Here is a 25,522-nt window from a genome sequence, read left to right as displayed (position 1 = left end):
ATCTGGTGATTAACGGGTATTCCCCCGCGCAGAGCACTGCTTTACGAAACGTTGACCCCGAAGTCTAGAGCGATGCCCCGCAGCCCCGACGCGTACCCCTGTCCCACGGCCCGGAACTTCCACTCGCCGCCATACCGGTACAGCTCGCCGAAGATCATCGCCGTTTCCGTGGAGGCGTCCTCGCTGAGGTCGTACCGCGCCAGTTCCTGACCGTCGGCCTGGTTGGCGACCCGGATAAAGGCATTGCTGACCTGGCCGAATGTCTGGCCGCGATTGTCGGCCTCATGGATCGAGACCGGAAAAACGATCTTGTCGCAGTGCGCCGGCACCTTGGAGAGGTCGACCAGCAGGGATTCGTCGTCGCCCTCGCCCTCACCGGTGAGGTTGTCACCGGTGTGCTCGACGGACCCGTCCGGGCTCGTCAGATTGTTGTAGAAGATGAACCACTCGTCGCCGAGCACCCGGCCCGACTGGCACAGCAGGGCGCTGGCGTCGAGGTCGAAGGGCGCTCCGGTGGTGGAACGCGCGTCCCAGCCGAGCCCGACCAGCACCTGGGTGAGGTTAGGTGCGGCTTTGGAGAGGGAGACATTGCCTCCCTTGGCGAGTGTGACGCCCATGATGGTGAGTCCTCCCCGAGGTGATGTGGTGCTGTACAGCGAGGTCAAGACGCGCCTGACGTCCTGCCCCTTCAAACCCTGTTCATGCCGTTCGTATCCGTACCGATGCGACGGCCGGTGTGCCCGAACCCGTACGGACCCCTCCCCGTACGAATGCGAGACGCGTACGGCGCCGCACAGAAGTGTGCGGCGCCGGACACGGAAAGACGAGCGGTTCAGACGTTGACTCCGAAGTCCTGCGCGATGCCGCGCAGACCGGAGGCGTACCCCTGCCCGATGGCGCGGAACTTCCACTCGGCGCCATTGCGGTACAGCTCGCCGAAGACCATCGCGGTCTCCGTGGAGGCGTCCTCGCTCAGGTCGTACCGCGCCAGCTCGTTGTTGTCGGCCTGGTTGACGACGCGGATGAACGCGTTGCGCACCTGGCCGAAGGACTGCTGGCGGCTCTCCGCCTCGTAGATCGAGACGGGGAAGACGATCTTGTCGACATCGGCGGGGACCGCGGCCAGATTGACCTTGATCGCCTCGTCGTCGCCCTCGCCCTCACCGGTGAGGTTGTCACCGGTGTGCTCGACGGACCCGTCCGGGCTCCTGAGGTTGTTGAAGAAGACGAAGTTGCCATCGGTGGCGACCTTGCCCTCGGCGTTGGTCAGCAGGGCGCTGGCGTCGAGGTCGAAGTCGCTGCCGGTGGTCGTACGGACGTCCCAGCCCAGACCCACGGTGACCGCGGTCAGGTTGGGCGCGGCCTTGGTCAGCGAGACGTTTCCGCCCTTGCTGAGGCTGACTCCCACGAGTCCTCCCTATGGTTTCTCGGGGCGGCGCTGCCCCTGAAGCGTTGCATCGGATCAACGACTGGATCCTAGTGACCGGTTCCCCGCCACCGGGCGATTTCGGATGGTTCAGAGGGCGGCCGGCTCGCCCCGGCCGGCCCGGGGCCACCCGGTCAGAGCGCGGCGAGCGCCTTGACGTAGTCGTTGAGGTCCCTGGCGTCCGGCAGGCCGTTGACGACGGTCCAGCGCACGACGCCCTGCTTGTCCAGGATGAACGTACCGCGCACCGCGCACCCCTTCTCCTCGTCGAAGACGCCGTACGCGCGGGAGATCTCGCCGTGCGGCCAGAAGTCCGACAGGAGCGGGTATTCGAGGCCCTCCTGCTCGGCGAAGACGCGCAGGGTGTGGATGGAGTCGTTCGAGACGGCGAGGAGTTGGGTGTCGTCGTTGGCGAACGAGGGGAGCGCGTCGCGCAGGGCGCGCAGCTCGCCGGTGCAGACCCCGGTGAAGGCGAAGGGGTAGAAGAGCAGCACCACGTTCTTCCCGCCGCCCGCGCCGCCGGCACCGCCCTCGGCGTCCGCCCCGGCACCGCCCTCCGCCGCCCGGAAGTCGGACAGCCGCACGGTCCGCCCGTGGTTGTCCTTCAGTTCGAAGTCCGGGGCGGGAGCGCCGACCTCGATCGCCATGGGATACGTCCTTCCGCGTCGCCTGCCATGCCTCTGCCGTGCCGCCTGAGGCCGCCCAGCTTAGGTCCTGTCCGGCGGATCTTCGTGGATCAGCCCGGGGCGGCTGGTGCGGTGGATCGCAAGGCGGAGGATCGTCCTCGTACTGGACGTACTTGGACGACTCCGACAACGCAGCGAGGTGCCGTGCCAGGCGTTCCGGGCCCGCGAAGATCCGCCGGACAGGGCCTAGGGCGTGTCCGCAAGGTCTCGCCCGGCTCGCGGGAAGACAGGCCCGGAGCGGTACGGGGACGCGCGGGGCCCCCGCCGAAAGATCGGCGGGGGCCCTCAAGGCCGCTCTGGGTGCGCTGCCGCGTCTTGCGCCTTCCGTGAGGCGCCCGGGGTCAGCGCTTCGACTTCGCCGCCTTGGGGGTGACGAGCCGGCTGCCGGTCCAGTCCTTGCCAGCATTGATGCTCTTGGTCTGGGACAGGCCCGCGGTCTGGGCGGCCTCGTTGATGTCGCTCGGTTCGACGTAGCCATCACGGCCGGTCTTGGGCGTCAGCAGCCAGACCGCGCCGCCCTCCTCGATCAGACCGATGGCGTCCACCAGCGCGTCCGTAAGGTCGCCGTCCTCGTCACGGAACCACAGGAGGACGGCGTCGGCCACGTCCTCGTAGTCCTCGTCGACGAGCTCCTGGCCGATGACAGCCTCGATGGACTCGCGGAGCTCCTGCTCGACGTCGTCGTCGTAGCCGATCTCCTGGACCACCTGTCCGGGTTCGAACCCCAGCCGTGCGGCAAGGTTGGTCCGTTCCTCCGCGTGGTCCGCGGTCGCGCTCACGGATTGCCTCCTGATCATGTTTCGGAAAATGCTTCAGACCCGCGCGCACGCGGGGCATTGGCCGTAGTCCACACGGGCGGGGCGGATCGCGCAAGTACCCGGCCGCCGAGACCGCCGAAACGGTGACGTTCCGGGGCTCTTCACCGCATCTCCTGCCACTTCGCCACCGTGTCCTGTAACGCGGGCCATACGTTTGCTCCTCCTTCGCCATGTTATGCCGGTTCCATACGTCAATCAGGTCCGAACGGCCGAACGAAACACATAGTCGGCTTGGGCGTAAGGTTGCGATTTGACCGACGCGAGAACCGGCGTGAAGCCCGGGCCCGGGGCGGGATTCTCCGGATATTCCTCGTTACCCCCCGGTAGAGATGACGTTTCCTGCCCAGCGGTACACGATGGAGGCGGCGTACGTGCCCACTCCCTGGGGGGCTCCGGTGAGACACCCTCGGATGCCCGGGCCCTCGTAACAGCAGTCATCCGACGGCGTGCACCGCATCGATGCGTGCAGGGGCACGACACGACCGAACAGCGAAGGACAAGCGTGGCTTCCGGATCCGATCGCAATCCGATCATCATTGGCGGCCTGCCCAGCCAGGTCCCGGACTTCGATCCCGAAGAGACCCAGGAGTGGCTCGACTCGCTCGACGCCGCTGTCGACGAGCGGGGCCGCGAGCGCGCCCGCTATCTGATGCTCCGGCTGATCGAGCGCGCGCGGGAGAAGCGCGTGGCCGTGCCCGAGATGCGCAGCACGGACTACGTCAACACCATCGCCACCAAGGACGAGCCGTTCTTCCCCGGCAACGAGGAGATCGAGCGCAAGATCCTCAACGCGACCCGCTGGAACGCGGCCGTGATGGTCTCGCGGGCGCAGCGCCCCGGGATCGGCGTCGGCGGCCACATCGCCACCTTCGCCTCCTCCGCCTCCCTCTACGACGTGGGCTTCAACCACTTCTTCCGGGGCAAGGACCGCGGGGACGGCGGCGACCAGATCTTCTTCCAGGGCCATGCCTCCCCCGGTATCTACGCCCGCGCGTTTCTGCTGGACCGGCTGAGCGAGGCGCAGCTCGACGCGTTCCGCCAGGAGAAGTCGAAGGCTCCGTACGGGCTGTCCAGCTATCCGCACCCGCGGCTGATGCCGGACTTCTGGGAGTTCCCGACCGTCTCCATGGGCCTCGGTCCGCTCGGCGCGATCTACCAGGCGCGGATGAACCGCTATATGGAGGCGCGCGGGATCGCCGACACCTCCGCCTCGCATGTCTGGGCGTACCTCGGCGACGGCGAGATGGACGAGCCCGAGTCGCTGGGCCAGCTCTCCATCGCCGCCCGGGAGGGCCTGGACAATCTGACCTTCGTCGTGAACTGCAATCTCCAGCGGCTCGACGGCCCGGTGCGCGGCAACGGCAAGATCATCCAGGAGCTGGAGTCGCAGTTCCGGGGCGCCGGCTGGAATGTGATCAAGCTGGTCTGGGACCGCTCCTGGGACCCGCTGCTCGCCCAGGACCGGGACGGTGTGCTGGTCAACCGGCTGAACACCACGCCGGACGGGCAGTTCCAGACGTACGCCACCGAGACCGGCGCGTACATCCGGGAGCACTTCTTCGGCGACGACCAGCGGCTGCGCGCCATGGTCGAGCACATGACCGACGACCAGATCCTGCATCTGGGCCGCGGCGGCCACGACCACCGGAAGGTGTACGCGGCGTACGCGGCGGCGAAGGCCCACAAGGGCCAGCCGACGGTGATCCTGGCGCAGACGGTCAAGGGCTGGACCCTCGGGCCGAACTTCGAGGGCCGCAACGCGACCCACCAGATGAAGAAGCTGACGGTCTCCGATCTCAAGGGCTTCCGCGACCGGCTGCACCTGCCGATCTCGGACCGGGAGCTGGAGGACGGCGCGCCGCCGTACTACCACCCGGGCCGGAACTCGGAGGAGATCCAGTACATGCACGACCGGCGCAAGTCGCTGGGCGGGTATGTGCCGACCCGGATCGTCCGGGCGAAGCCGCTGGACCTCCCCGGGGACCCGGCCTACGCGGCGGTCAAGAAGGGCTCGGGCCAGCAGGCGATCGCCAGCACCATGGCCTTCGTCCGGCTGCTCAAGGACCTGATGCGGGACAAGGAGATCGGCCGGCGGTTCGTGCTGATCGCCCCCGACGAGTACCGCACCTTCGGCATGGACTCGTTCTTCCCGAGCGCGAAGATCTACAACCCGCTGGGCCAGCAGTACGAGGCCGTGGACCGTGAGCTGCTGCTCGCGTACAAGGAGTCGCCGACCGGGCAGATGCTGCACGACGGCATCTCCGAGGCGGGCTGCACGGCGTCGCTGATCGCGGCGGGCTCGGCGTACGCGACCCATGGCGAGCCGCTGATCCCGGTCTATGTCTTCTACTCGATGTTCGGTTTCCAGCGGACCGGTGACCAGTTCTGGCAGATGTCCGACCAGCTCGCCCGGGGTTTTGTGCTGGGCGCGACCGCCGGCCGTACGACCCTGACCGGTGAGGGCCTCCAGCACGCGGACGGCCATTCGCATCTGCTGGCCTCGACCAATCCGGCCTGTGTCGCCTACGACCCGGCGTACGGCTTCGAGATCGCGCATATCGTCAAGGACGGGCTGCGCCGGATGTACGGACAGCCCGCGCCCGGCGAGAGCCCGGACGTCTTCTACTACCTCACCGTGTACAACGAGCCGATCCAGCACCCCGCCGAGCCGGCCGATGTCGACGTGGAGGGCATCCTCAAGGGCATCCACCTCTTCCGGCGCGGCGACCGGGGCGCGGTCCCGGCGCAGATCATGGCGTCCGGAGTGGCCGTGCCCTGGGCGGTGGAGGCGCAGCGGCTGCTGGCCGAGGAGTGGAACGTACGGGCCGACGTCTGGTCGGCGACGTCCTGGAACGAGCTGCGCCGCGAGGCCGTCGAGGTGGAGCGGTACAACCTGCTCCACCCGGAGGAGGAGCAGCGCGTCCCGTATGTGACGCGGAAGCTCTCCGGCGCGGAGGGTCCGTTCGTGGCGGTCTCCGACTGGATGCGGTCCGTGCCGGACCAGATCGCGCGCTGGGTGCCGGGCTCGTACCAGTCGCTGGGCGCGGACGGCTTCGGCTTCGCCGACACGCGCGGCGCGGCCCGCCGTTTCTTCCACATCGACGCGCAGTCGATCGTGCTCGGGGTACTGACCGAGCTGGCGAAGGACGGCCGGGTCGACCGCTCGGTGCTCAAGCAGGCCGTGGACCGCTACCGGCTGCTGGACGCGTCGGCCGCGGACCCCGGCACGGCGGGCGGCGACGCCTGACGGCCGCCCCCACCGGAAGACGCCCCCGAGGGCGGCGGGACCGGCGGGAACACCGCCGGTCCCGCTGTGCCCGGCCCTTGTCACGGCCGACGGCACGGTCGGTACCGACGGCACGGTCAGCGTTCCCAGAGTTTGAAGGCCCGTACCCGGTACGGCGAGCCGGGCACCCAGGTGCCCTTGCCCGGGTAGGTCTCGAAGTCCCCCGTCTCGTCGCACTCGGCGGACTGATAGGTGGTCACATTGCGGCCGGTGCGGTTGGCCAGCGACTGGACGGTGACGCCGGTCGCCAGCGGGACGCAGCTCCCGATCTCCGTGCCGGCCAGTTCGTAGGTGTGCCGCGTGCCCCGGAAGTCCTCGCCCGCCCAGAGGCACAGCTCGCCCTGGGCGCATGCCCCGAGGCGGGGCGAGGGAGCCGCCGAGGCGGCGCTCTGCGGCAGCAGGGCGGCGACGGCCAGCATCCCGCCGGCCGCGGTACAGAACATGATCTTGCGCATATGGATCGGTCCCCGTTCGGTCCCCGTGTGGTGCGATATCGGTCACCAGCACTCTGGCCTGCGCTGCCGCGCCGGGGGAAGGGTCCATGGCACCGTCCACCCAGATAGGCGACAGCCCTGCCGGAACCTTCCGGCAGGGCTGTTCCGGGTGCTGAGTTGACGCGCGGTAACCCCGGGGCTGACCTCAGATGTGCACCCCTCCGCCCGCCGCGTCCGCGTTGTCTCCACGCTTCGTCAGCAGCGCGACAAAGATCGCCACGGTCGCCACACCGGCGGCGACCAGGCAGGCGAGGCTCATGCCGGACATGAAGGTGTCGTGTGCGACGCCGGTGATCTTCTCGGCGATCGCGGCGGGGGTGCCCGGCGCCACGGGAGCGACGCCGACCTGGACCGCCTCGGCCGCCTGGTCGGCCTGCGCGCCGGTGAGCGGGGGCAGCCCGGCGCCCGACCAGTTGCCCGGCAGGTCGTTGGAGACCTTCGAGGCCATGACGGCGCCCAGGACGGCCGTACCGAGGCTGCCGCCGATCTGCATGGCGGACTGCTGGAGCCCGCCGGCCACTCCGGACAGCTCCATCGGGGCGTTGCCCACGATGACCTCGGTCGCGCCCACCATGACCGGCGCCAGACCCAGGCCGAGCAGCGCGAACCAGACCGACATGGTGAGGGTGCCGGTCTCGGTGCCCAGCGTGGACATGCCGAACATGGCGGCCGCGGTGAGGGCCATACCGCCGGCCAGCGGGACCCGCGGTCCCACCTTGGTGATCAGCACCCCCGCCAGCGGCGAGCCGACGATCATCATGCCGGTGAGCGGCAGCAGCCGCAGACCGCTGTCGACCGCCCCCATGCCGTGCACGTTCTGCAGATAGAAGGTGACGAAGAACAGCCCGCCGAGGAAGGCGATGGCCATCAGCACCATCAGGACCACACCGGCCGAGACCGGTACGGAGCGGAAGAGCCCCAGCGGGATGAGCGGCTCCTTGACCCGGGTCTCCCAGAAGGCGAAGAGGGCGAAGCAGGCCAGCGAGACGCCGATGAAGAGCCAGGTCGTACCGGAACCCCAGCCCCAGACCGGTGCCTTGATGATCGCCCAGACCAGACAGAACATCGCGGCCGAGAGCAGCACGATGCCGAGGATGTCGAAGGACCTCGGGGCGTTCTCGGCCCGGTGGTCCTTGAGGATCAGTACGCCGAAGACCAGGGCGATCACGCCCACCGGCACATTGATGAAGAAGACGGACTGCCAGCTCACGTGCTCGACGAGCACACCGCCGAGGATCGGGCCGCCCGCGGTGGAGGCACCGATGACCATGCCCCAGATACCGATGGCCATGTTGAGCTTCTCGGCGGGGAAGGTGGCCCGCAGCAGGCCGAGCGCGGCCGGCATCAGCAGCGCGCCGAAGAGGCCCTGGAGCACTCGGAAGACGACCACCAGGGCGATGCTGTCGGACAGCCCGATGGCGCCCGAGGCCGCGGCGAAGCCCACGACGCCGATGAGGAAGGTCTGCCGGTGGCCGAAGCGGTCACCGAGCTTGCCCGCGGTGATCAGGGCCACGGCGAGGGCGAGGAAGTAGCCGTTGGTGATCCATTGCACATCGGCGAAAGTGGCGCCGAGGTCCTTCTGGATGGCAGGGTTCGCGATCGCGACAATGGTGCCGTCGAGCGCCACCATCATGACGCCGATCGCCACGGAGAAGAGGGTCAGCCAGGGATGCCCACGCAGTCCCTTGGTTGGCGCTGGCGCCGGGTGTTCCGGGCTCTGCGGCGCCTTGTCGACGGTCTGACTAGTCATACGGGTTACGCTAATGTCAGCCACTGACAATTGACAAACCATTTCACAAGTTGGTAACTGTCACGTAGCTCACAGATCGGCTGAGCAGGGCGAAAAATGCGGAAAGCGGTGGAATGAGGACCATTCGGTGACCCTCGGGCAGGACACAGCCGCCGGGCAGGAGCGGATATCCGCGGCTGAACAGCCGACCGGACTGCGCGCCCTCAAGAAGCAGCGCACCCGAGACGCCCTGCTGCGCGTGGCACTCGAACGGTTCACCGCCCAGGGGTACGAGCAGACCACGATCGACGAGATCACGCACGCCGTGGACGTCTCGCAGCGCACCTTCTTCCGCTACTACGCCAGCAAGGAAGACGTCGCCCTCGCCGTGGTGGAGATGGTGGAGAGCAAGTTCGTCGAGGCGCTGCGCGTACGGCCGCCCGCCGAGGGCCCGATGGAGGCCATGCGCAACGCCGTCGCCTCCGCCTGGACCACGGTCGGCGAGACCATCGAATCGGTCGTACCGGTCGAGCTGTACATGCGGACGTACCGGATGATCGAGTCGACCCCGGCCCTGCTCGCCGTCCATCTGCGCCGCTCCGTCGAGCTGGAGGAGGGGCTCTCGCGGCTCGTCGCCGACCGCGAGGGGCTCGATGTGGACACCGATCCACGGCCCCGGGTGATCGTCGCCGCGTTCACCGGGGTGATGCGGATGACCGGGCGGCTCTGGGGCAAGGGGCAGGACACCGGTCTGGACGCCCTGCGCGCGATGTCCGAGTGCTGCATCGACCATCTCCGGCCCGCGCTCACCGAGAACTGGCGGACGCCCGGTACGGCCGGCGGCCCGGCCCCTCGTACGACTCGTACATCGGCCTGAGTACACCAGCCCGGGTACGTCCGCCCGAGTGCGTCCACCCGAGTACGTCCGCCCGTGCGCCGCATCACCCGCGTGCGCCGTCCGGAACCCCCGGACCGCGTAAGCGAGCTGATCCCCCGTATGCCCGTACGGTCCGCCATCTGCCCGCAACGCGCCGAGCGTGCGCCTCTCTTGTACGCCCGGTGCGGTTACCTTCGGTTCAACCCTCACCCGTCCGTGATCCCCGTCACCCACGTCGCGAGGCCTCCCGCGCCCGTCCTAGTCTGGTAAACAGTGACCTCCTTCGATTCCTCTCCCTCCCTCAACGTATGGCGCGCCCTGCTCGCTCTCGCCGTCGTGTTCGTATTGCTGTCGACCACCGGCTGGACCGCCGTCCAGCGCCAGCGCGGTCCCGGCGAGCCCCTCCAGGCCGCGCTCGACGCCTGGGAGCGTGGCCGGACAGGCGTACGGCAGCTGCCGAGCCCCCGTTCCTCACCGAAGCGGCTCGCCGCCTTCTTCGCCTCCCTGACCGCCGCCGAGCAGGAACGCCTCGCCACCACCTATCCGCTGGTCGTCGGCAATCTCAACGGCGCGCCGGTGTCGCTGCGTTACCGCGCCAACCGGCTGGCCCTGATGCGCGCGCGCACGGTGGAGGAGCGCCGTATGCACGACAGCAGACTCTCCAGCGACGGCCGCAGACAGGCGGGCCGCCGGATGCACCGGTACGAGTCGATGCTCGGCGGCGACCGGCAGATCCTCGCGTTCGACCCGTCGGGCAAGGGCCGGGCCGCGGAGGTGCTCGGTGATCTCGAACGCGCCGAGCGGGTCTCGGTCGTGGTACCGGGTGTCGACACGAACGTGCTGACCTTCGAGCGTACGGAGCGCTGGTACACGGCGCCGGTGGGCATGGCCGAGTCGCTCTACTCCGCGGAGCGCGCCGCCGATCCCGACGCGCGTACGGCGGTGATCGCCTGGGCCGACTACACCTCGCCCGCCGGGCTCGGCATGGACGCGGCGATCGGCAAGCTCGCCGAGGAGGGTGCCGTACGGCTCGCCGCGCTGACCCGCGCACTGCCGGGGACCTCCAGGATCTCGCTCTTCTGCCACAGTTACGGCTCGGTGGTGTGCGGGGTCGCCGCGCGCGCCCTGCCCGCGCGGGTCGTCGACGTGGCGGTCGCGGGCAGCCCCGGGATGCGGGTGGGGAACGCGGGACAGCTCCGTACCGACGCCCGGGTGTGGGCCATGCGGGACCACGACGACTGGATTCAGGACGTTCCGTATCTCGCGGTCGGCGGTCTCGGGCACGGCGCGGACCCGGTGGAACGCGCTTTCGGGGCCCGGGTGCTCTCGGCGTCCGGCGCCGCCGGACACAGCGGCTACTTCCAACCGGGGACGGAGAGCCTCGACAACTTCGCGGAGATCGGCGTCGGTTCGTACACCACGGTGAGCTGCGCGGACGGCGACGCCGACTGTGTGAACGGAATCTCCGAGGCGGCCGGAAGCGGAGCGGGCCAGGCCTGACATCCGGCCGGATGCGCGGTGCGCCAAACCACCCGGGCGCCTGATCCGGTGTCAGTCACTTGATCGGACAAGCGCCGGTGGCGCACACCCCACGCGCGTAGAATTCGTCCGTTGAGGCAGGCGACGCGCGGGCGCCCGCCGCCTACGATGAGGCACATGGGTGATGTGCTCGCGGGGATTCATGCCACCTGGGAGTTCGAAAGCGACTCCGTGCTCATCCGCTTCGAACGGGGGAACAGGACGCCGAAGCTGTTCCAGGCGCTCGGCGAACGACGTATCCCCCATGAGGCGTTGTCGTCGGTGACGGTCACACCGGGGAAGCGCGGGACGGTCGTGCTGCGTGCCGTGCCCAGGGCCGGGGCCGACCCGCTGGTGGAGGCCGCGGCCGGACAGCTCAGGGAGAGCGGCGACCCCTACCGGCTGGTGCTGCCCGGCGAGCGCGACACCCTCGCGGAGTACTACGCCGATGAGCTGCGCGCCGCGCTGGCCCGGTCCGTACGGGACGCGGAGGAGCCGGCCGAGCGCTATCTGGTGGCCGCGCCGGCGCCTCCGCTGCACTTCAAGGCGTTCGACGGCAAGGCCTATTTCGACGGGGACCGGGTGTCCTTCCGCTGGTTCTGGACGGGCGCGTCCACCACCAAGTGGAAAGCCGGTGACCAGAGCCTCCCGGTCGGCGATCTGCTGGGGGTCGAGTGGCGCTCCCCCGAGCTGTTCGACGGCTATCTGCGGCTGCTGCGGCGGGACGCGGCCGGGGTGGGTGCCGGTACGGGTACGAGTACGGGGACGGAACCGCAGCCCGCGCAGGCGGACCACGACCCGGCGGCGGTCGTCTTCGGCCTCGGCTACGGACCGGTGCACGAGTCCCTCCCCTTCGCGGCGGCCGTCCTCGCGGCGGTGCAGAACGCGGCGCCGAACCGGGCCACGGTGCCGGTGTCCGCCGTGACCTCCCTGCGCCGCGACCCGGCGGATGTCGCCGACCGGATCCGGCACCTCGGCGAGCTGCACCAGGCGGGTCTGGTGACGGACGAGGAGTTCTCGGCGAAGAAGGCGGAACTGCTGGCGGAGCTGTGACGCGGGCAGTGGCCCGCACCGCTGCCCGGGAACACTGGATCTCATACCTCGGTATGACGTTCCTACCAGCTCCCCGGTATGACGCCCATGTGCCACCGGCTGCCTAGGCTGGCCCGGTCATGTCCCACACGTCGCCACCGCCCCCGCCATCGCCACCGCAGACCGACGGTCTGCTCAGTGCCGCGCGCCGCAACGCGCGCGAACTGGCACGGGGCCTGGCACATCCCTCCCATCCGCCGACGCCCCTGTTCGGGGACGCGCCGCGGCTCTGGCAGCGGCTGCTGCCGTACGGGATCGTCCTGGCGCTCACCGCCGCGCTCGTCCCGAGCACCATCGCCCTCCTCACCACCGAGTACGGACTGAACGGCGGTGTCGCCGGAGCGATCGGGGTCGCGCAGGCGGCGCCGCTGCTCATGCTGGCGCACCGGCCGCTGCAAGCCTGGTGGATCATCTTCACCGCGGACATCCTCGGTGCCGTGGCCCTGCTGACGGAGCCCGAGCAGAAGTACGACATATGGCCATGGACCCCGCCCGTCATCGTCGGCTATCTCTTCCTGATGCTCGCGCTCGCGCTGCGCGAGACCCGGCGCACCGTGATCGCCGTATGGTGCGCGACCGGACTGGCGGGACTCGTGCTGCATGCCGAGGCGTCCGACCGCAGTAACGGAAGCGCGATACTGCTCTTCGTCCTCAGCGGGGTCATCCTGCTGCTCGGCGCGGTGCTGCGGGAACGCGGCGAGGTGCAGCGGCGGCTCGCCGAGCAGGAGAACATCAGCGAGACGGAACGCGCCCGGCGCACCCTGCTGGAGGAGCGCACCCGTATCGCCCGTGAACTCCACGATGTGGTCGCACACCATATGTCGGTGATCACCGTGCAGGCCGACTCGGCTCCGTACCGGCTGCCGGACCTGTCGCCGCGGGCCCAGGAGGAGTTCGAATCGATCGCGGCGAGCGCGCGGGAGTCGCTGGCCGAGATGCGGCGGCTGCTGACGGTGCTGCGCCGGGAGGACACGGCCGGCGAGCGGGCGCCCCAGCCCGGTCTCGACCGGGTGCAGCAGCTCGTGGAGGCGACGGTACGGGCCGGGGTGCCGGCCGAACTGTCGCTGCCGGCCGAGCTGGGCCCCGTACCGTCGGCCGTGGATCTGTCCGCGTACCGGATCGTGCAGGAGGCCCTCGCCAATGTGGTGCGGCACGCGTCCGGCGCGCGGACCCGGGTCTCGGTGGCCTCGGACGGTGACTGGCTGACCGTTCTGGTCGTCAACGAACCGGCCGCCGCCCGCACTTCACCGCTGGAGACCACGGGGACCGGGCACGGTCTGGTGGGTATGCGGGAACGTGTACGGCTGACCGGCGGCACCCTGGACACCGGGCCGCTGCCCGACGGCGGTTTCCGGGTGGCCGCGAGGCTCCCGCTAACCGTCGACACCACCACCGCCGCGGGTTCCGTGAGCCCCACCACGGGTTCCGTGAGCGGCACGACCGGCATCACCGGTCCCGCCGGCCCCGCAAGTCCCACCGCTGCGAAGGACACTCCTTGACCATCCGCGTGATCATCGTCGACGACCAGGCCATGGTGCGCGCGGGGTTCGCCGCGCTGCTGTCCGCGCAGGCCGACATCGATGTGGCGGGCGAGGCGCCGGACGGCCGCCGGGGTGTCGAGCTGAGCCGTTCCGTCCACCCGGATGTGGTCCTGATGGATGTCCGGATGCCGGAGATGGACGGGCTGGCCGCGGCCCGCGAGGTGCTGAACCCGCCCGCCGGGGTGATCCACCGGCCCCGGGTGCTGATGCTCACCACCTTCGACGTGGACGACTACGTGTACGAGGCGCTGCGCGCCGGAGCCTCCGGTTTTCTCCTCAAGGACGCGCCCCCGGCCGATCTGATCGCGGCGGTACGGATCGTCGCCGCCGGAGAGGCCCTGCTCGCGCCGTCCGTGACCCGGCGGCTGATCGCGGACTTCGCCCAGCAGCGGCCCGCGCCGCGCAAGGGCCCTGCCCTGCGGCTGCGCGGGCTGACGCCCCGGGAGACCGAGGTGCTCGAACTGATCGCGAAGGGCCTGTCCAACCAGGAGATCGCCGGCCGTCTTGTGGTCGCCGAACAGACGGTGAAGACCCATATCGGCCGGGTCCTGGCCAAGCTCGGACTGCGCGACCGCGCGCAGGCGGTGATCTTCGCGTACGAGTCGGGGCTGGTGACCCCGGGCGACGCGACCGCCTGAGCCCCGCACCACTCCACCCCACTCCACTCCAACGCGACGCACGGCACGGCACCGCGGCACCGCACCACGGCGTGGCGCCGCACGGCACGGCCACCGAATCGGCCTCGGAACAGCACCACCCCTACTCCGGTATCACCCGCTGGTTGGCACCCCGGTGTGACGCTCCCGCGCAGACCGTCTCCTTACCTTCCTGCTCGCCCCGATCGAGGACGAGCAGCAGAAGGAGACACATATGCGGCGCTTCAAGAGGACCCTGGTCGCCGTCGCACTGGCGACGGCCATGGTCGGGGGGACGGCGGGCTGGGCCTCCGGCAACGCGCAGCGGCCGGTGACCGGGCCACCGCCCGGCAGTGCCGCCTGGCTCGCGGACGGCTCGCTCGGGCGCCCGCTCCCCGATCCCGCGACCGCCTCCCCCGCCCGGGTGGCCCGCTTCTTCGCCGAGCTGACTTCCCGTCAGCGGCAGCGGCTCCTGCGCCGCCATCCGCTGGTCGTCGGCAATCTCGACGGGGTGCCGGTCGCGCTGCGGTACGAGGCCAACTCCCTTGCGGTACGGGCCGAACGCGACCCCCGGTACAAGCGGCTCGCGGCACCCGGCCGGCAGATCCTCGCCTTCGATCCACGCGGGCGCGGCCAGGTCGCCGAGGTGTACGGGGATCTGGCCGGTGCCCGCCATGTGTCGGTCGTCGTACCGGGCTCGGGCATCGACGCGGGGACCTTCGACCGTACGAAGGACCGCTACGGCACCCCGGCCGGGATGGCCGCCTCGCTGCGGGCCGCGACGGGCGGCCGTACCGCCGTGATCGCCTGGGTCGGTTACACGACCCCGGTCGGGGTCGGTCTTGACGTGGCCACCGGTGATCTCGCGGAGGCGGGGGCCGGGCGGCTGGCGCGGTTCACCCGCGGGCTCGCCGCGGTGGGAGCCGCGAAGCCCGTGCTGTTCTGCCACAGCTACGGCTCGGTGGTCTGCGGGCTCGCCGCCCATGAGGTGCACGCCTCGGACATCGTTGTGTTCGGCTCACCCGGTATGCGGGCCGGATCTGTGGTGGATCTCCACACCGAGGCGCGCGTCTGGGCCACCAAGAACTCCTCCGACTGGATCTCCAGGATCCCGAACGTCGAGTTCGCGGGCCTGGGACACGGGGCCGACCCGGCAGGTCCCGCCTTCGGCGCCCGCCGGGTGCCGGCCACCGAAGCCCGGGGCCACGCCGGCTACTTCGCCCCCGGCACCGACTCGCTCCGCGCCTTCGCCGCGATCGCGGAAGGCCGCACCACATGGGCCCGGACGACATGGGCCCGCACCACACGGCCCCGCGCCATACGGCCCCGGACCACATGGCGCCGCACCACATGGCGCCGCACCACACAGAGCCCGGTCGCACTCACCCCCGCCACCTCCGGAGGGACCCGATGACGCTCGCCGGGACCATCGCGAAGATCGAGACACGGACCCCCGCCCACCGCGACCGCGCGATCGACGGGCTGCGCGCGCTCGCGCTGCTCGCCGTACCGACCGGGCACTGGCTGCTCGGCGGCTTCACCCTGGACAGCGGCGGCGCCCTGCACAACGCGAGCCCGCTCTCCGCCTTCGGCGGCTTCGCCCCCGTGAGCTGGGTGCTCCAGATGCTGGGCATCTTCTTCCTGGTCGGCGGCTACGCCTCGGTCCTGTCGTACCGCAGGCGCACCTCCACCACCGCCGCCTGGCTACGGCAGCGCGTGGTGCGGCTGGGCAGGCCAGTCCTCGGCGTGACGGCCGTCTGGGCGGCGCTGATCCCGGTGCTGTACGCGCTCGGTGTGCCGGCCACGACCCTGCACACCGGATCGACACTGGTGATCCAGCCCCTGTGGTTCGTGGGCGTCTATACCGTGGTCACCGCGCTCACTCCGTACTGTGTGCGCGCCGCACATACGCTGGGCGCCTGGGCCGCTGTCCCTTTGCTGACGACCGTCGCGATCGTCGACTTCCTGCGCTACGGACCGTATGCCGACACCATGCCGTCCTGGCTGAGCATGGTGAACATCCTGCCGGGCTGGCTCTTCGCCTATCAGCTCGGAGTGTCCTGGGGCGAGGGGAGAATCGGCCGGCGCGGGGCCCGGGTCCTGCTCATCGGCGGCACGCTGCTGTTCGCCGCGCTGCTGGTGGTCTTCCACTATCCGGCGTCGATGGTCGGTGTCCCGGGCGAGGCCCGTACCAACTCGCATCCGCCGTCCCTGCTGGTTCTGGCGCTCGCCGCCGCGCAGAGCGGTGCGGCGATCCTGCTGCGGGACCGGATCGGACGGCTGCTGAAGAAGCCTGCCCTGTGGGCGCCGGTCGTCGTCATCAATCTCTCCGCGATGACGATCCTGTGCTGGCACCAGACGGCGATGCTCGCCGCCGCCGTGCCCGGCTCCCTCCTCGGTACGGCGACGGGCCTCGGCACTCTGCCCGGTCTGACGGCCACCCCCGACTCGCTCGTCTGGATCGCGGCCAGGCTCGCCTGGATGCCGCTGTTCGCCGTCCTGCTCGTACTGATCGGGCGGTACGCGCGCCGCTTCGACGGCCCCTGGGCGAGCGGCACCCGCACGACAAAAGCCCGCCGCGCGGCAGCGGGACTGCTGGCGGCGGGCTTCGCGGTGTTCGCCCTCGGCCTGGCATGAGCCGCCCGCGCCGACCCAAAGCGTCACAGCCCAAGGCGCCACAGCCGAAAGCCCCGGCCGAGCATCCGCCCGGCCGGGGCAGCCGCCGGCCGGGGCAGCGGCCGACGGCGGCTGCCCCGGCTACGTACTACTCGCGCTACTCGCGCCCCGCCGAAGTGAACGCCATGTCCGCGTACCGTCCCCCCGCCACCTGCCCCGCGATCGGCTCCAGCACCCGCAGCTCGTCCTCGCTCAGCACCAGCCGCGTGGCCGCCACGTTCTCCTCGACCCGGCTCCGCTTCCGCGTCCCCGGAATCGGTACGACAGGCAGCCCGTACACCGCCGCCCGCTGCTGCACCCAAGCGAGCGCGACCTGCCCTGGCGTGGCCTCCCGCGCCTCCGCGATCCTGCGCACCGGCTCAAGCAGCGCGGCGTTCGCGGCGGCGTTGTCCCCGGTGAAGCGGGGCTGCTGGCGGCGGAAGTCGTCGGCGCCCAGCTCCTGTTCGGCGTTGACGAACGAGCCGGTCAGGAAGCCGCGGCCGAGCGGCGAGTACGGCACGAGCGTGACGCCGAGTTCGACGGCGGCCGGGACGACCTTCGCCTCGATGTCCCGGCTGAAGAGCGACCACTCGGACTGTAGGGCCGCGATCGGGTGCACCGCCTGGGCCGCGCGCAGCTCACCGCTGGTGACCTCGCTCAGCCCCAGATGCTTGACCTTCCCCTCGGCCACCAGCTCGGCCATGGCGCCGACCGTCTCCTCGATCGGGATGTTCACATCGCGCCGGTGCATGTAATAGAGGTCGATCTCGTCCACACCGAGACGCTGGAGGCTGCCCTCGACACACTGCCGGAGGTACGGCCGGTCGTTGCGGATCACGCGCTTGGTGCGGTCGGCCGGGTCGATGCTCAGCGCGAACTTGGTGGCCACCACGATCTCGTCGCGGTGCGCCCGTACGAACGGCGCGATGAACTTCTCGTTCTCGCCCGCGCCGTAGGCGTCCGCCGTGTCGTACAGCGTCACGCCCAGTTCCAGCGCGCGTTCCAGGGTGGCCCGCGCCTCGTCCGGGTCCTCCGTCGGCCCGTACGCGAAGCTCATGCCCATGCAGCCGAGCCCCTGGACGCCGACCTCCGGGCCGCCCGCCCCGAGCCGTACCGTGTCGATCGTGTTCTCGCTCATCGGGATTCAGGACCTCTCCGACGCCCAGCGGGCGTCCGCGTAAAAGCCGATCTTGTGGTCGAGCACGGCGACGGTGTCCTGGAGTTCCGCGATCCGGTTCAGCACATCGCGCCGGGTACGCTCCAGCAGTTCCTGCCGCTCCTCGAAGGTCTCGTCGCCCACCCGGATCAGCTCGGCGTACCGGACCATGTCCGCGACCGGCATCCCGGTCAGCCGCAGTTTGCCGACGAAGGCCAGCCAGTTCAGATCCTGGTTGCTGAAGCGGCGCTGCCCGGTGTGCGAGCGGTCGACATGCGGCATCAGACCGATCCGCTCGTACCAGCGCAGGGTGTGCGCGGTGAGTCCGGTGTAGGCGGCGACCTCGCTGATCGTGTAGCGGTCCTGGCCGTCGGGGCGTGGATGCCGCCGCGGCGCCGCGGCGCACTGCTCCACACGATCGGTCTCGGCCGGGCTGCTCTCGGTCAGCGTCATACGTTCAACGCTAGATCCCTTGAGTGCACTCGAAGCAAGCGGAAAATGATACGAGTTTCGTGGCGGAGTGGACGAGACTCGGGGCCATGAGCCAAGCACGCCGGGCAGTGCCCGCAGACGCCGAAGAACTGGTCCGACTCCGCAAGGTCATGCTCGACTCCATCCGCGGGCCGGTCCCCGACACCGGCTGGCAGGCGTCCACGGCCGAGACCCTGCGGAAGAGGCTCGCGGACCCGGATCCCACCCTGATCGCGTTCGTCGTCGACACCCCGGACCGGCCGGGCGGGCTGGCCGCCTGTGCGACCGGCACGATCGAGTACCGGCTCGGCGGTCCCGGCAACCCCACGGGCGCCCTCGGCTATGTCTTCAATGTCGCCACCGATCCTGAGCTGCGCCGACGCGGTTATTCGCGGGCGTGCATGGAGGCGCTGCTCGGCTGGTTCCGGGAGCGTGGTGTACGGAAGATCGATCTGCACGCGTCCCAGGAGGGCGAGCCGCTGTACGCGTCGCTGGGGTTCGTCCGTACTCCCGATCCCTCCATGAGACTGACTTTCTGAGTCCTCTACGCTCTGTGCCATGCAGAGCCTGGCGCTGATCGAGAACTGGCCGGTGACCACCGCGGCGGCCGCCGTCGTACGAGCGGACGGCAGCGTCGCCGGGTCGTACGGCCCGACGTCGCGGCGCTTCGCGCTCGCCTCCGTGACCAAGCCGCTCGCCGCGTACGCGGTGCTGGTGGCGTACGAGGAGGGCGCCGTCGACCTGGACGAACCGGCCGGGCCCGAGGGCTCCACCGTTCGCCATCTCCTCGCGCACACCAGCGGTCTCGCCTTCGACCAGCACCGCGCGGCCGGCGCGCCCGGTACGCGCAGGCTCTACTCCAACGCGGGCTTCGAGGTGCTCGGCGACCATGTGGCCAAGGCCACCGAGATCCCCTTCGCGGACTATCTGCGCGAGGCGGTGTTCGAACCGCTGGGCATGACCTCGACCACTTTCGAGGGCTCGCCGGCCAGGGACGCCGTCTCGACGGTCGACGATCTGGTGCGGTTCGCGGCGGAGGTCCAGGCACCCCGGCTGCTCGACCCGCGCACGGTGCTGGAGGCGATGAGCGTCGTGCATCCGGGGCTGTCGGGTGTGCTGCCCGGCTACGGCCACCAGAGGAACAACGACTGGGGGCTGGGCTTCGAGATCCGGGACGCCAAGTCCCCGCACTGGACGGGCGCGTTGTCGTCGCCGCGTACGTTCGGGCACTTCGGGCAGTCCGGTACGTTCCTGTGGATCGACCCGGACGCGGGGGCCGCGTGTGTGGCGCTGGCGGACCGGGCGTTCGGGCCCTGGGCGGTGGAGGCGTGGCCGCCCTTCACGGACGCGATACTCACCGAGCTGCGCACGCCCGCGGCCTGACCGGAACACCGGGCCGGTCGGGCACGAAAGCGCTCGGCTGCGGGGCGGCTCAGCCCGACATCTCCCAGATCAGCACCTCCGCCGCCGGACCCGCGGTCAGTTCGAGCCCCTCCGCGTCCGTGACCCGCGCCGAATCACCAGGGCTCAGCTCGGCCCCGGCACTCGCTTCCCCGCCCGGCCCGTCGAGCCGTATCCCGCCGCGCACCACATGCACGTACACGAACCGCGCGTCCGGCACCGCGGTGCGCTCGCCGTCGCACAGCCGTCGTACATGCAGCATCGCCCCGGCCTGTGGGAGGGCGTACGGCGTGGAGTCGGCGATGCCGCGGACGATCTCGTACCGTGGCTCACCGCCCGGCTCCAGTGGTGCGAGCCACATCTGTACGAAGACCAGCGGGCGGTCGCCGTCGTTGCGCTCCACGTGCCGCACCCCGCCGCCCGCGCCGAGCCGCTGGACATCGCCCGCGCGGACGACCGCGGCGTGCCCGGCCGAGTCGCGGTGGGTCAGCTCGCCCTCGACGACCCAGGTGACGATCTCCGTATGGCTGTGCGGGTGTTCACCGAACCCGGCCCCCGGCGCGAGCCGCTCCTCGTTGCAGGCGAGGACCGCGCCGAAGCGGAGATTGTCCGGATCGTAGAACCGCCCGAACGAGAAGGCGTGCAGGGACTCGATGCCCGCGCCGGGGTCACCACCGGCATACCGCTGCGCTGCGCGCCGTACGAGAATCACAGCTCAACGGTAGCCCCGAGCCATCGGCGTGCTGTCGGGATGAGGCACTCTTGTCCCGTGCCTGAACCCTCGAACGAACCCCATCCGCATCCGGCGACACTGCGCCGGCTGGAGCAGTCCTCGGGACGTCTCGCCGCGAACGCCATCGCCCGCATGGACGAGACGCTGCCGTGGTACCGCGCGATGCCCCCGGAGAACCGTTCCTGGATCGGGCTGGTGGCCCAGGCCGGAATCGCCGCGTTCACCGAGTGGTTCCGCCACCCGGAGACCCCGCAGGCCATCTCCACCGATGTGTTCGGCACCGCGCCGCGTGAGCTGACCAGGGCGATCACCCTGCGCCAGACCGTCGAGATGGTACGGACGACCATCGAGGTCATGGAGACCGCAATCGAGGAGGTCGCGGCGCCCGGCGACGAGTCCGCGCTGCGCGAGGCGCTGCTCGTCTACGCGCGGGAGATCGCCTTCGCCACCGCCCAGGTGTACGCGCAGGCCGCCGAGGCCCGCGGCGCCTGGGACGCCCGGCTGGAATCGCTCGTGGTGAACGCGGTGCTCTCCGGCGAGGCCGACGAGGGCGCGGTCTCCCGGGCCGCCGCCCTCGGCTGGAACTCCCCCGAACATGTCTGCGTTCTGCTCGGCACCGCCCCCGACGGCGACAGCGAACTGACCGTCGAGGCGATCCGGCGGGCCGCCCGGCACGCCAAGCTCCAGGTCCTCACCGGGGTCCTCGGCGACCGGCTCGTGGTGATCGCGGGCGGCAGCGACAATCCGCTCCAGGTCGCCAAGGCGCTGATCGGCCCGTACGCCGCGGGCCCGGTCGTCGCGGGCCCGATCGTGCCCGATCTGCTGGCCGCCACCAGGTCGGCCCAGGCCGCCGCCGCCGGGCTGAAGGCGTGCTTCGCCTGGCAGGACGCACCCCGTCCGGTGCTCGCGGACGATCTCCTGCCGGAGCGTGCCATCGCCTCAGACCCTGCCGCTCGTGAGCAGTTGGTGGAGGAGATCTACAGACCGCTTGAAGAGGCGGGCTCGGCGCTGCTGGAGACTCTGAGTGTCTATCTGGAGCAGGCGAGCAGCCTTGAGGGTGCGGCCAGGATGCTCTTCGTTCACCCCAACACCGTGCGCTACCGGCTCCGACGTGTGACTGACGTCACCGGATGGTCACCCTCCGATGTCCGATCCGCGTTCACCCTGCGGATTGCGCTCATCTTGGGGCGTCTGGCCGACGGAGACCCCCAGACCTAGACTTTTGTCGTACTCCAACAATTCCCCTGACGGTTCTTCGTCCTTGTCATCACGGGCTATCCGGCCCGTCCACAAGAGAGAGTGTGAGAGTGCTCGTACTCGTCGCTCCCGGCCAAGGCGCTCAGACGCCCGGCTTCCTGACTCCCTGGCTCGAACTGCCCGGTGCCGAAGACCGGCTGCGGGCCTGGTCGGCCGCCATCGACCTGGATCTGGTCCACTACGGCACGGACGCCGACGCGGACGAGATCCGTGACACCGCGGTCGCCCAGCCGCTGCTGGTCGCCGCCGCGCTGCTGTCGGCCCGTCAGCTCTTCCCCACCACCGGGGACGTGGCGCGCGAGGTCGGCGCCACGGCCGGGCACAGCGTGGGCGAACTGGCCGCGACCGCGCTGGCCGGAGTGCTCTCCGACGACGCGGCGTTGGCGCTGGTACGGGCCCGTGGTCTGGCCATGGCGGAAGCCGCGGCGATCACCGCGACCGGTATGTCGGCCCTTCTCGGCGGGGATCCCGACATCACTGTCGCCCATCTGGAGAAGCTCGGTCTGACACCGGCGAATGTGAACGGCGCCGGTCAGATGGTGGCCGCGGGCACCATGGAGCAGCTCGCCGCGCTGGAGGCGGACAAGCCCGAGGGCGTACGCAAGGTGGTGGCCCTCAAGGTCGCCGGGGCGTTCCACACGCACCACATGGCCCCTGCGGTCGCCAAGCTCGAAGTGGCCACCGCCGGTCTGGACGTCGCCGATCCGGCCGTGCCGTACGTCTCGAACCGGGACGGGCAGGCCGTCGGCACGGGCGCCGAAATCGTGACGCGCCTGGTCGGTCAGGTCGCCAATCCGGTCCGCTGGGACCTGTGCATGGAGACTTTCCAGGAGCGGGGTGTGACCGCGCTGATCGAGCTGTGCCCCGGCGGGACCCTCACCGGTCTCGCCAAGCGGGCGCTGCCCGGTGTGAAGACCCTCGCGCTGAAGACCCCGGACCATCTCGACGCGGCCCGCACGCTGATCGCCGAGCACTCCTCCTCGGCCGAATAGGAGCCAGAGAGCATGTCGAAGATCAAGCCCAGCAAGGGCGCCCCGTACGCGCGCATCATGGGCGTAGGAGGCTACCGCCCGACCCGTATCGTGCCCAACGAGGTGATCCTCGAAAAGATCGACTCGTCCGACGAGTGGATCCGCTCCCGCTCCGGAATCGCCACCCGCCACTGGGCCTCGCCCGAGGAGACCGTCGCCGCGATGTCCATCGAGGCGTCCGGCAAGGCCATCGCGGACGCCGGGATCTCCCCGGGGCAGATCGACGCCGTGGTGGTCTCGACCGTCTCGCACTTCAAGCAGACCCCCGCCGTCGCGACCGAGATCGCCGACAAGATCGGCGCGGGCAAGCCGGCCGCGTTCGACATCTCCGCCGGCTGCGCCGGCTTCGGATACGGGCTGACCCTCGCCAAGGGCATGGTCGTCGAGGGCTCGGCCGAGCATGTCCTGGTGATCGGGGTGGAGCGGCTCTCCGATCTGACGGACCTTGAGGACCGCGCCACGGCCTTCCTGTTCGGCGACGGCGCGGGCGCGGTCGTGGTCGGCCCCGCCAAGGAGCCGATGATCGGACCGACGGTCTGGGGCTCGGAGGGCGACAAGTCGGACACCATCAAGCAGACCGTGCCGTGGGACGATTACCGCGACGGCACAGTGGAGAAGTTCCCGGCCATCACGCAGGAGGGCCAGGCCGTCTTCCGCTGGGCCGTCTTCGAGATGGCGAAGGTCGCCCAGCAGGCGCTGGACGCGGCCGGAATCACCTCGGAAGACCTGGATGTCTTCATTCCGCACCAGGCCAATATGCGGATCATCGACTCGATGGTGAAGACTCTGAAGCTGCCGGACAGCGTCACGGTCGCCCGTGACGTGGAGACCACCGGCAACACCTCGGCCGCCTCGATCCCGCTCGCCATGGAGCGGCTTCTGGCGACCGGACAGGCGAAGAGCGGCGACACCGCGCTCGTCATTGGCTTCGGGGCGGGTCTCGTCTATGCCGCGACGGTCGTTACCCTCCCCTAGGCACACCGGATCTTTCCGGAGCGTGTTCCGATATATCCCTCTGCGTACAATCGAAGGAGCGCCCACATGGCCGCCACCCTGGAAGAGATCGTCGACGGTCTCGCCGAGATCGTGAACGAGATCGCCGGTATCCCGGTCGAGGACGTCCAGTTGGACAAGTCCTTCACCGACGACCTGGACGTCGACTCGCTGTCCATGGTCGAGGTCGTCGTCGCCGCCGAAGAGCGCTTCGACGTCAAGATCCCGGACGACGACGTCAAGAACCTGAAGACGGTCGGCGACGCCGCCGACTACATCGCGAAGCACCAGGCCGCCTGACCCGCCTGACCGGATCGCGCGGCATCCGCCACCCGGTGGTGGCGCCGTAAAAATTCAGCACCCTCTACACGTGGAGAAAGAATTCCAGTGAGCTCGACCAATCGCACCGTGGTCGTCACCGGTATCGGCGCAACCACACCACTGGGTGGCGACAGCGCATCGACCTGGGAAGGTCTGCTCGCGGGCCGCTCCGGGGTCCGCCCGCTCGAAGACGAGCGGTTCGCCGGTCTGCCGGTCCGTATCGCCGCCGTGGCGGCGGTCGACCCGGGCGATGTACTGCCCCGTCCGCTGGCCCGCAGGCTGGACCGCTCGGCGCAGTTCGCGCTGATCGCGGCCCGGGAGGCATGGGCGGACGCGGGTTACACGGCCAAGGCCGGCGAGGACACCGCCGTCGACCCCGACCGCCTCGGCACCGTGATCGCCTCCGGAATCGGCGGCGTCACCACTCTGCTCGACCAGTACGACGTGCTGAAGGAGCGCGGCGAGCGCCGGGTGTCCCCGCACACCGTGCCGATGCTGATGCCGAACAGCCCCTCCGCCAATGTCAGTCTGGAAGTGGGCGCCCGCGCGGGTGTGCACACTCCGGTCTCGGCCTGCGCGTCGGGCGCGGAAGCCATCGGGTACGCCGTCGAGATGATCCGTACCGGCCGCGCCGATGTGGTCGTCGCCGGTGGCACGGAAGCGGCCATCCACCCGCTGCCGGTCGCCGCGTTCGCCAACATGATGGCGATGTCGAAGAACAACGACGAGCCCACCAAGGCCTCCCGCCCCTATGACACCGCGCGCGACGGCTTCGTCCTCGGCGAGGGCGCGGGTGTGATCGTCCTGGAGTCGGCCGAGCACGCCGCGGCGCGCGGTGCGCGGATCTACTGCGAGGTGCTGGGCCAGGGCCTGTCCTCCGACGCCCACCACATCGCCCAGCCCGAGCCCACCGGCCGCGGCATCGCGAAGGCCATGGAGAACCTGCTCGACAACACCGACCTCAAGCCCGCCGAGATCGCGCACCTCAACGCGCACGCGACGTCCACGCCGCAGGGCGATGTCGCCGAGGTCAAGGCGCTGCGCCGGGTCCTGGGCGACGATCTGGACCATGTCGCCGTCTCCGCCACGAAGTCGATGACGGGTCATCTGCTGGGCGGCGCGGGCGGTATCGAGACCGTGGCGACGGTCCTCGCGCTCTACCACCGGGTGGCGCCGCCGACGATCAATGTGGACGACCTCGACGAGGATGTCGACGCGGACATCGTGCGCGACACCTCCCGCGAGCTGCCCGCCGGCACGATCGCGGCGATCAACAACTCGTTCGGCTTCGGCGGCCACAACGTCGTACTGGCGCTCCGTACGGTCTGACCGCCACGCCGCCCCACCTTCCCGATCGCCGGACGGACTCAACGCACTGAGCCCGTCCGGCGGTCGTGTGTCC

General features: G+C 70.2%; 24 protein-coding genes. 15 read left to right on the top strand and 9 right to left on the bottom strand.

The window, feature by feature from the left end; genetic code table 11:
- Positions 1 to 41 precede the first annotated feature (41 nt).
- From KQY30_RS25240 to KQY30_RS25225, 4 genes are all read right to left on the bottom strand, one after another.
- A complete protein-coding gene (locus KQY30_RS25240) occupies positions 42 to 617 on the bottom strand; it encodes a TerD family protein (RefSeq protein WP_046502757.1) in 576 nt (191 codons plus the stop codon).
- Between the two features lie 215 nt (positions 618 to 832).
- Positions 833 to 1,408, bottom strand: coding sequence for a TerD family protein (locus KQY30_RS25235; RefSeq protein WP_217308791.1), 576 nt, complete (start codon positions 1,406 to 1,408; stop codon positions 833 to 835).
- Positions 1,409 to 1,560: 152 nt separating this feature from the next.
- Entirely contained in the window at positions 1,561 to 2,073 is a 513-nt protein-coding gene (locus KQY30_RS25230) for a peroxiredoxin (protein ID WP_217308790.1), read from the bottom strand.
- Positions 2,074 to 2,453: 380 nt separating this feature from the next.
- Positions 2,454 to 2,891 carry a DUF3052 domain-containing protein gene (locus KQY30_RS25225; protein WP_066944466.1) on the bottom strand — a complete coding sequence of 146 codons (438 nt, stop codon included), beginning with the start codon at positions 2,889 to 2,891 and terminating at the stop codon, positions 2,454 to 2,456.
- Between the two features lie 541 nt (positions 2,892 to 3,432).
- Between KQY30_RS25225 and aceE the strand changes: the two genes are divergently transcribed.
- Positions 3,433 to 6,177: a pyruvate dehydrogenase (acetyl-transferring), homodimeric type gene (gene aceE, locus KQY30_RS25220; RefSeq protein ID WP_217308789.1), complete on the top strand. Its 2,745-nt coding sequence runs from the start codon at positions 3,433 to 3,435 to the stop codon at positions 6,175 to 6,177.
- A gap of 116 nt (positions 6,178 to 6,293) precedes the next feature.
- On the opposite strand, the gene KQY30_RS25215 is transcribed toward aceE, so the two are convergent.
- Both KQY30_RS25215 and KQY30_RS25210 read right to left on the bottom strand, forming a co-directional pair.
- Positions 6,294 to 6,671, bottom strand: coding sequence for a peptidase inhibitor family I36 protein (locus KQY30_RS25215; RefSeq protein WP_217308788.1), 378 nt, complete (start codon positions 6,669 to 6,671; stop codon positions 6,294 to 6,296).
- A gap of 184 nt (positions 6,672 to 6,855) precedes the next feature.
- Positions 6,856 to 8,460 (bottom strand): MFS transporter, encoded by a 1,605-nt coding sequence (locus KQY30_RS25210; protein ID WP_217308787.1) that lies wholly within the window; start codon positions 8,458 to 8,460, stop codon positions 6,856 to 6,858.
- Positions 8,461 to 8,626: 166 nt separating this feature from the next.
- Here KQY30_RS25210 and KQY30_RS25205 point away from each other — a divergent pair, with 166 nt between their 5' ends.
- The 7 genes from KQY30_RS25205 (at position 8,627) to KQY30_RS25175 (ending at position 16,739) form a co-directional block, all read left to right on the top strand.
- Complete coding sequence (locus tag KQY30_RS25205; protein ID WP_217311309.1) at positions 8,627 to 9,316, top strand: TetR/AcrR family transcriptional regulator; 690 nt, start codon at positions 8,627 to 8,629, stop codon at positions 9,314 to 9,316.
- 273 nt (positions 9,317 to 9,589) lie between these two features.
- The gene (locus KQY30_RS25200) at positions 9,590 to 10,816 is read left to right on the top strand and encodes an alpha/beta hydrolase (protein WP_217308786.1); all 1,227 of its coding nucleotides are present in this window, start codon (positions 9,590 to 9,592) and stop codon (positions 10,814 to 10,816) included.
- 156 nt (positions 10,817 to 10,972) lie between these two features.
- The gene (locus KQY30_RS25195) at positions 10,973 to 11,887 is read left to right on the top strand and encodes a DUF4429 domain-containing protein (RefSeq protein WP_217308785.1); all 915 of its coding nucleotides are present in this window, start codon (positions 10,973 to 10,975) and stop codon (positions 11,885 to 11,887) included.
- Positions 11,888 to 12,006: 119 nt separating this feature from the next.
- The gene (locus KQY30_RS25190; RefSeq protein ID WP_217308784.1) at positions 12,007 to 13,425 is read left to right on the top strand and encodes a sensor histidine kinase; all 1,419 of its coding nucleotides are present in this window, start codon (positions 12,007 to 12,009) and stop codon (positions 13,423 to 13,425) included.
- Positions 13,422 to 14,105 carry a response regulator transcription factor gene (locus KQY30_RS25185; RefSeq protein ID WP_217308783.1) on the top strand — a complete coding sequence of 228 codons (684 nt, stop codon included), beginning with the start codon at positions 13,422 to 13,424 and terminating at the stop codon, positions 14,103 to 14,105. The genes KQY30_RS25190 and KQY30_RS25185 overlap by 4 nt, the downstream gene beginning before the upstream one ends.
- Positions 14,106 to 14,337: 232 nt before the next feature.
- Entirely contained in the window at positions 14,338 to 15,516 is a 1,179-nt protein-coding gene (locus tag KQY30_RS25180; protein ID WP_217308782.1) for an alpha/beta hydrolase, read from the top strand.
- Complete coding sequence (locus KQY30_RS25175) at positions 15,513 to 16,739, top strand: acyltransferase (RefSeq protein ID WP_217308781.1); 1,227 nt, start codon at positions 15,513 to 15,515, stop codon at positions 16,737 to 16,739. Before KQY30_RS25180 ends, KQY30_RS25175 begins: the two co-directional genes overlap by 4 nt.
- Before the next feature lie 136 nt (positions 16,740 to 16,875).
- On the opposite strand, the gene KQY30_RS25170 is transcribed toward KQY30_RS25175, so the two are convergent.
- Together KQY30_RS25170 and KQY30_RS25165 are read right to left on the bottom strand one after the other, a co-directional pair.
- Positions 16,876 to 17,895, bottom strand: coding sequence for an aldo/keto reductase (locus KQY30_RS25170; protein ID WP_217308780.1), 1,020 nt, complete (start codon positions 17,893 to 17,895; stop codon positions 16,876 to 16,878).
- A gap of 6 nt (positions 17,896 to 17,901) precedes the next feature.
- A complete protein-coding gene (locus KQY30_RS25165) occupies positions 17,902 to 18,366 on the bottom strand; it encodes a MerR family transcriptional regulator (RefSeq protein WP_217308779.1) in 465 nt (154 codons plus the stop codon).
- An 86-nt stretch (positions 18,367 to 18,452) separates the two neighbouring features.
- On the opposite strand from KQY30_RS25165, the gene KQY30_RS25160 reads away from it, so the two are divergent.
- Together KQY30_RS25160 and KQY30_RS25155 are read left to right on the top strand one after the other, a co-directional pair.
- A complete protein-coding gene (locus KQY30_RS25160) occupies positions 18,453 to 18,923 on the top strand; it encodes a GNAT family N-acetyltransferase (RefSeq protein ID WP_217308778.1) in 471 nt (156 codons plus the stop codon).
- 19 nt (positions 18,924 to 18,942) lie between these two features.
- Positions 18,943 to 19,767 carry a serine hydrolase gene (locus KQY30_RS25155; protein WP_217308777.1) on the top strand — a complete coding sequence of 275 codons (825 nt, stop codon included), beginning with the start codon at positions 18,943 to 18,945 and terminating at the stop codon, positions 19,765 to 19,767.
- A 49-nt stretch (positions 19,768 to 19,816) separates the two neighbouring features.
- On the opposite strand, the gene KQY30_RS25150 is transcribed toward KQY30_RS25155, so the two are convergent.
- On the bottom strand, positions 19,817 to 20,497 hold the full coding sequence (locus tag KQY30_RS25150) for a pirin family protein (protein ID WP_217308776.1): 681 nt from the start codon (positions 20,495 to 20,497) through the stop codon (positions 19,817 to 19,819).
- Between the two features lie 39 nt (positions 20,498 to 20,536).
- On the opposite strand from KQY30_RS25150, the gene KQY30_RS25145 reads away from it, so the two are divergent.
- From KQY30_RS25145 to fabF, 5 genes are all read left to right on the top strand, one after another.
- Positions 20,537 to 21,736 (top strand): CdaR family transcriptional regulator, encoded by a 1,200-nt coding sequence (locus KQY30_RS25145; protein ID WP_217308775.1) that lies wholly within the window; start codon positions 20,537 to 20,539, stop codon positions 21,734 to 21,736.
- Between the two features lie 89 nt (positions 21,737 to 21,825).
- The gene (locus tag KQY30_RS25140) at positions 21,826 to 22,767 is read left to right on the top strand and encodes an ACP S-malonyltransferase (RefSeq protein ID WP_217308774.1); all 942 of its coding nucleotides are present in this window, start codon (positions 21,826 to 21,828) and stop codon (positions 22,765 to 22,767) included.
- A 12-nt stretch (positions 22,768 to 22,779) separates the two neighbouring features.
- Complete coding sequence (locus tag KQY30_RS25135; RefSeq protein WP_046502801.1) at positions 22,780 to 23,781, top strand: ketoacyl-ACP synthase III; 1,002 nt, start codon at positions 22,780 to 22,782, stop codon at positions 23,779 to 23,781.
- Between the two features lie 66 nt (positions 23,782 to 23,847).
- Entirely contained in the window at positions 23,848 to 24,099 is a 252-nt protein-coding gene (locus KQY30_RS25130; RefSeq protein WP_046502803.1) for an acyl carrier protein, read from the top strand.
- Between the two features lie 87 nt (positions 24,100 to 24,186).
- Positions 24,187 to 25,449: a beta-ketoacyl-ACP synthase II gene (fabF, locus tag KQY30_RS25125; RefSeq protein ID WP_217308773.1), complete on the top strand. Its 1,263-nt coding sequence runs from the start codon at positions 24,187 to 24,189 to the stop codon at positions 25,447 to 25,449.
- Positions 25,450 to 25,522 lie beyond the last annotated feature (73 nt).

Source organism: Streptomyces sp. GMY02 (assembly GCF_019056675.1).
GTDB classification, from domain to species: domain Bacteria; phylum Actinomycetota; class Actinomycetes; order Streptomycetales; family Streptomycetaceae; genus Streptomyces; species Streptomyces odonnellii.
The sequence above is the reverse complement of the archived record's forward strand: the minus strand, read 5'-3'. Positions and strand labels throughout refer to the sequence as shown.

Coding starts and splice junctions, on each gene's coding strand:
- KQY30_RS25190 (WP_217308784.1), top strand. CDS start 12,007: ATGTCCCACACGTCGCCACCGCCCCCGCCATCGCCACCGCAGACCGAC.
- KQY30_RS25145 (WP_217308775.1), top strand. CDS start 20,537: ATGAGGCACTCTTGTCCCGTGCCTGAACCCTCGAACGAACCCCATCCG.
- KQY30_RS25215 (WP_217308788.1), bottom strand. CDS start 6,671: ATGCGCAAGATCATGTTCTGTACCGCGGCCGGCGGGATGCTGGCCGTC.
- KQY30_RS25175 (WP_217308781.1), top strand. CDS start 15,513: ATGACGCTCGCCGGGACCATCGCGAAGATCGAGACACGGACCCCCGCC.
- KQY30_RS25160 (WP_217308778.1), top strand. CDS start 18,453: ATGAGCCAAGCACGCCGGGCAGTGCCCGCAGACGCCGAAGAACTGGTC.
- KQY30_RS25230 (WP_217308790.1), bottom strand. CDS start 2,073: ATGGCGATCGAGGTCGGCGCTCCCGCCCCGGACTTCGAACTGAAGGAC.
- KQY30_RS25170 (WP_217308780.1), bottom strand. CDS start 17,895: ATGAGCGAGAACACGATCGACACGGTACGGCTCGGGGCGGGCGGCCCG.
- KQY30_RS25210 (WP_217308787.1), bottom strand. CDS start 8,460: ATGACTAGTCAGACCGTCGACAAGGCGCCGCAGAGCCCGGAACACCCG.
- KQY30_RS25165 (WP_217308779.1), bottom strand. CDS start 18,366: ATGACGCTGACCGAGAGCAGCCCGGCCGAGACCGATCGTGTGGAGCAG.
- KQY30_RS25240 (WP_046502757.1), bottom strand. CDS start 617: ATGGGCGTCACACTCGCCAAGGGAGGCAATGTCTCCCTCTCCAAAGCC.
- KQY30_RS25195 (WP_217308785.1), top strand. CDS start 10,973: ATGGGTGATGTGCTCGCGGGGATTCATGCCACCTGGGAGTTCGAAAGC.
- KQY30_RS25155 (WP_217308777.1), top strand. CDS start 18,943: ATGCAGAGCCTGGCGCTGATCGAGAACTGGCCGGTGACCACCGCGGCG.
- KQY30_RS25130 (WP_046502803.1), top strand. CDS start 23,848: ATGGCCGCCACCCTGGAAGAGATCGTCGACGGTCTCGCCGAGATCGTG.
- KQY30_RS25135 (WP_046502801.1), top strand. CDS start 22,780: ATGTCGAAGATCAAGCCCAGCAAGGGCGCCCCGTACGCGCGCATCATG.
- KQY30_RS25180 (WP_217308782.1), top strand. CDS start 14,338: ATGCGGCGCTTCAAGAGGACCCTGGTCGCCGTCGCACTGGCGACGGCC.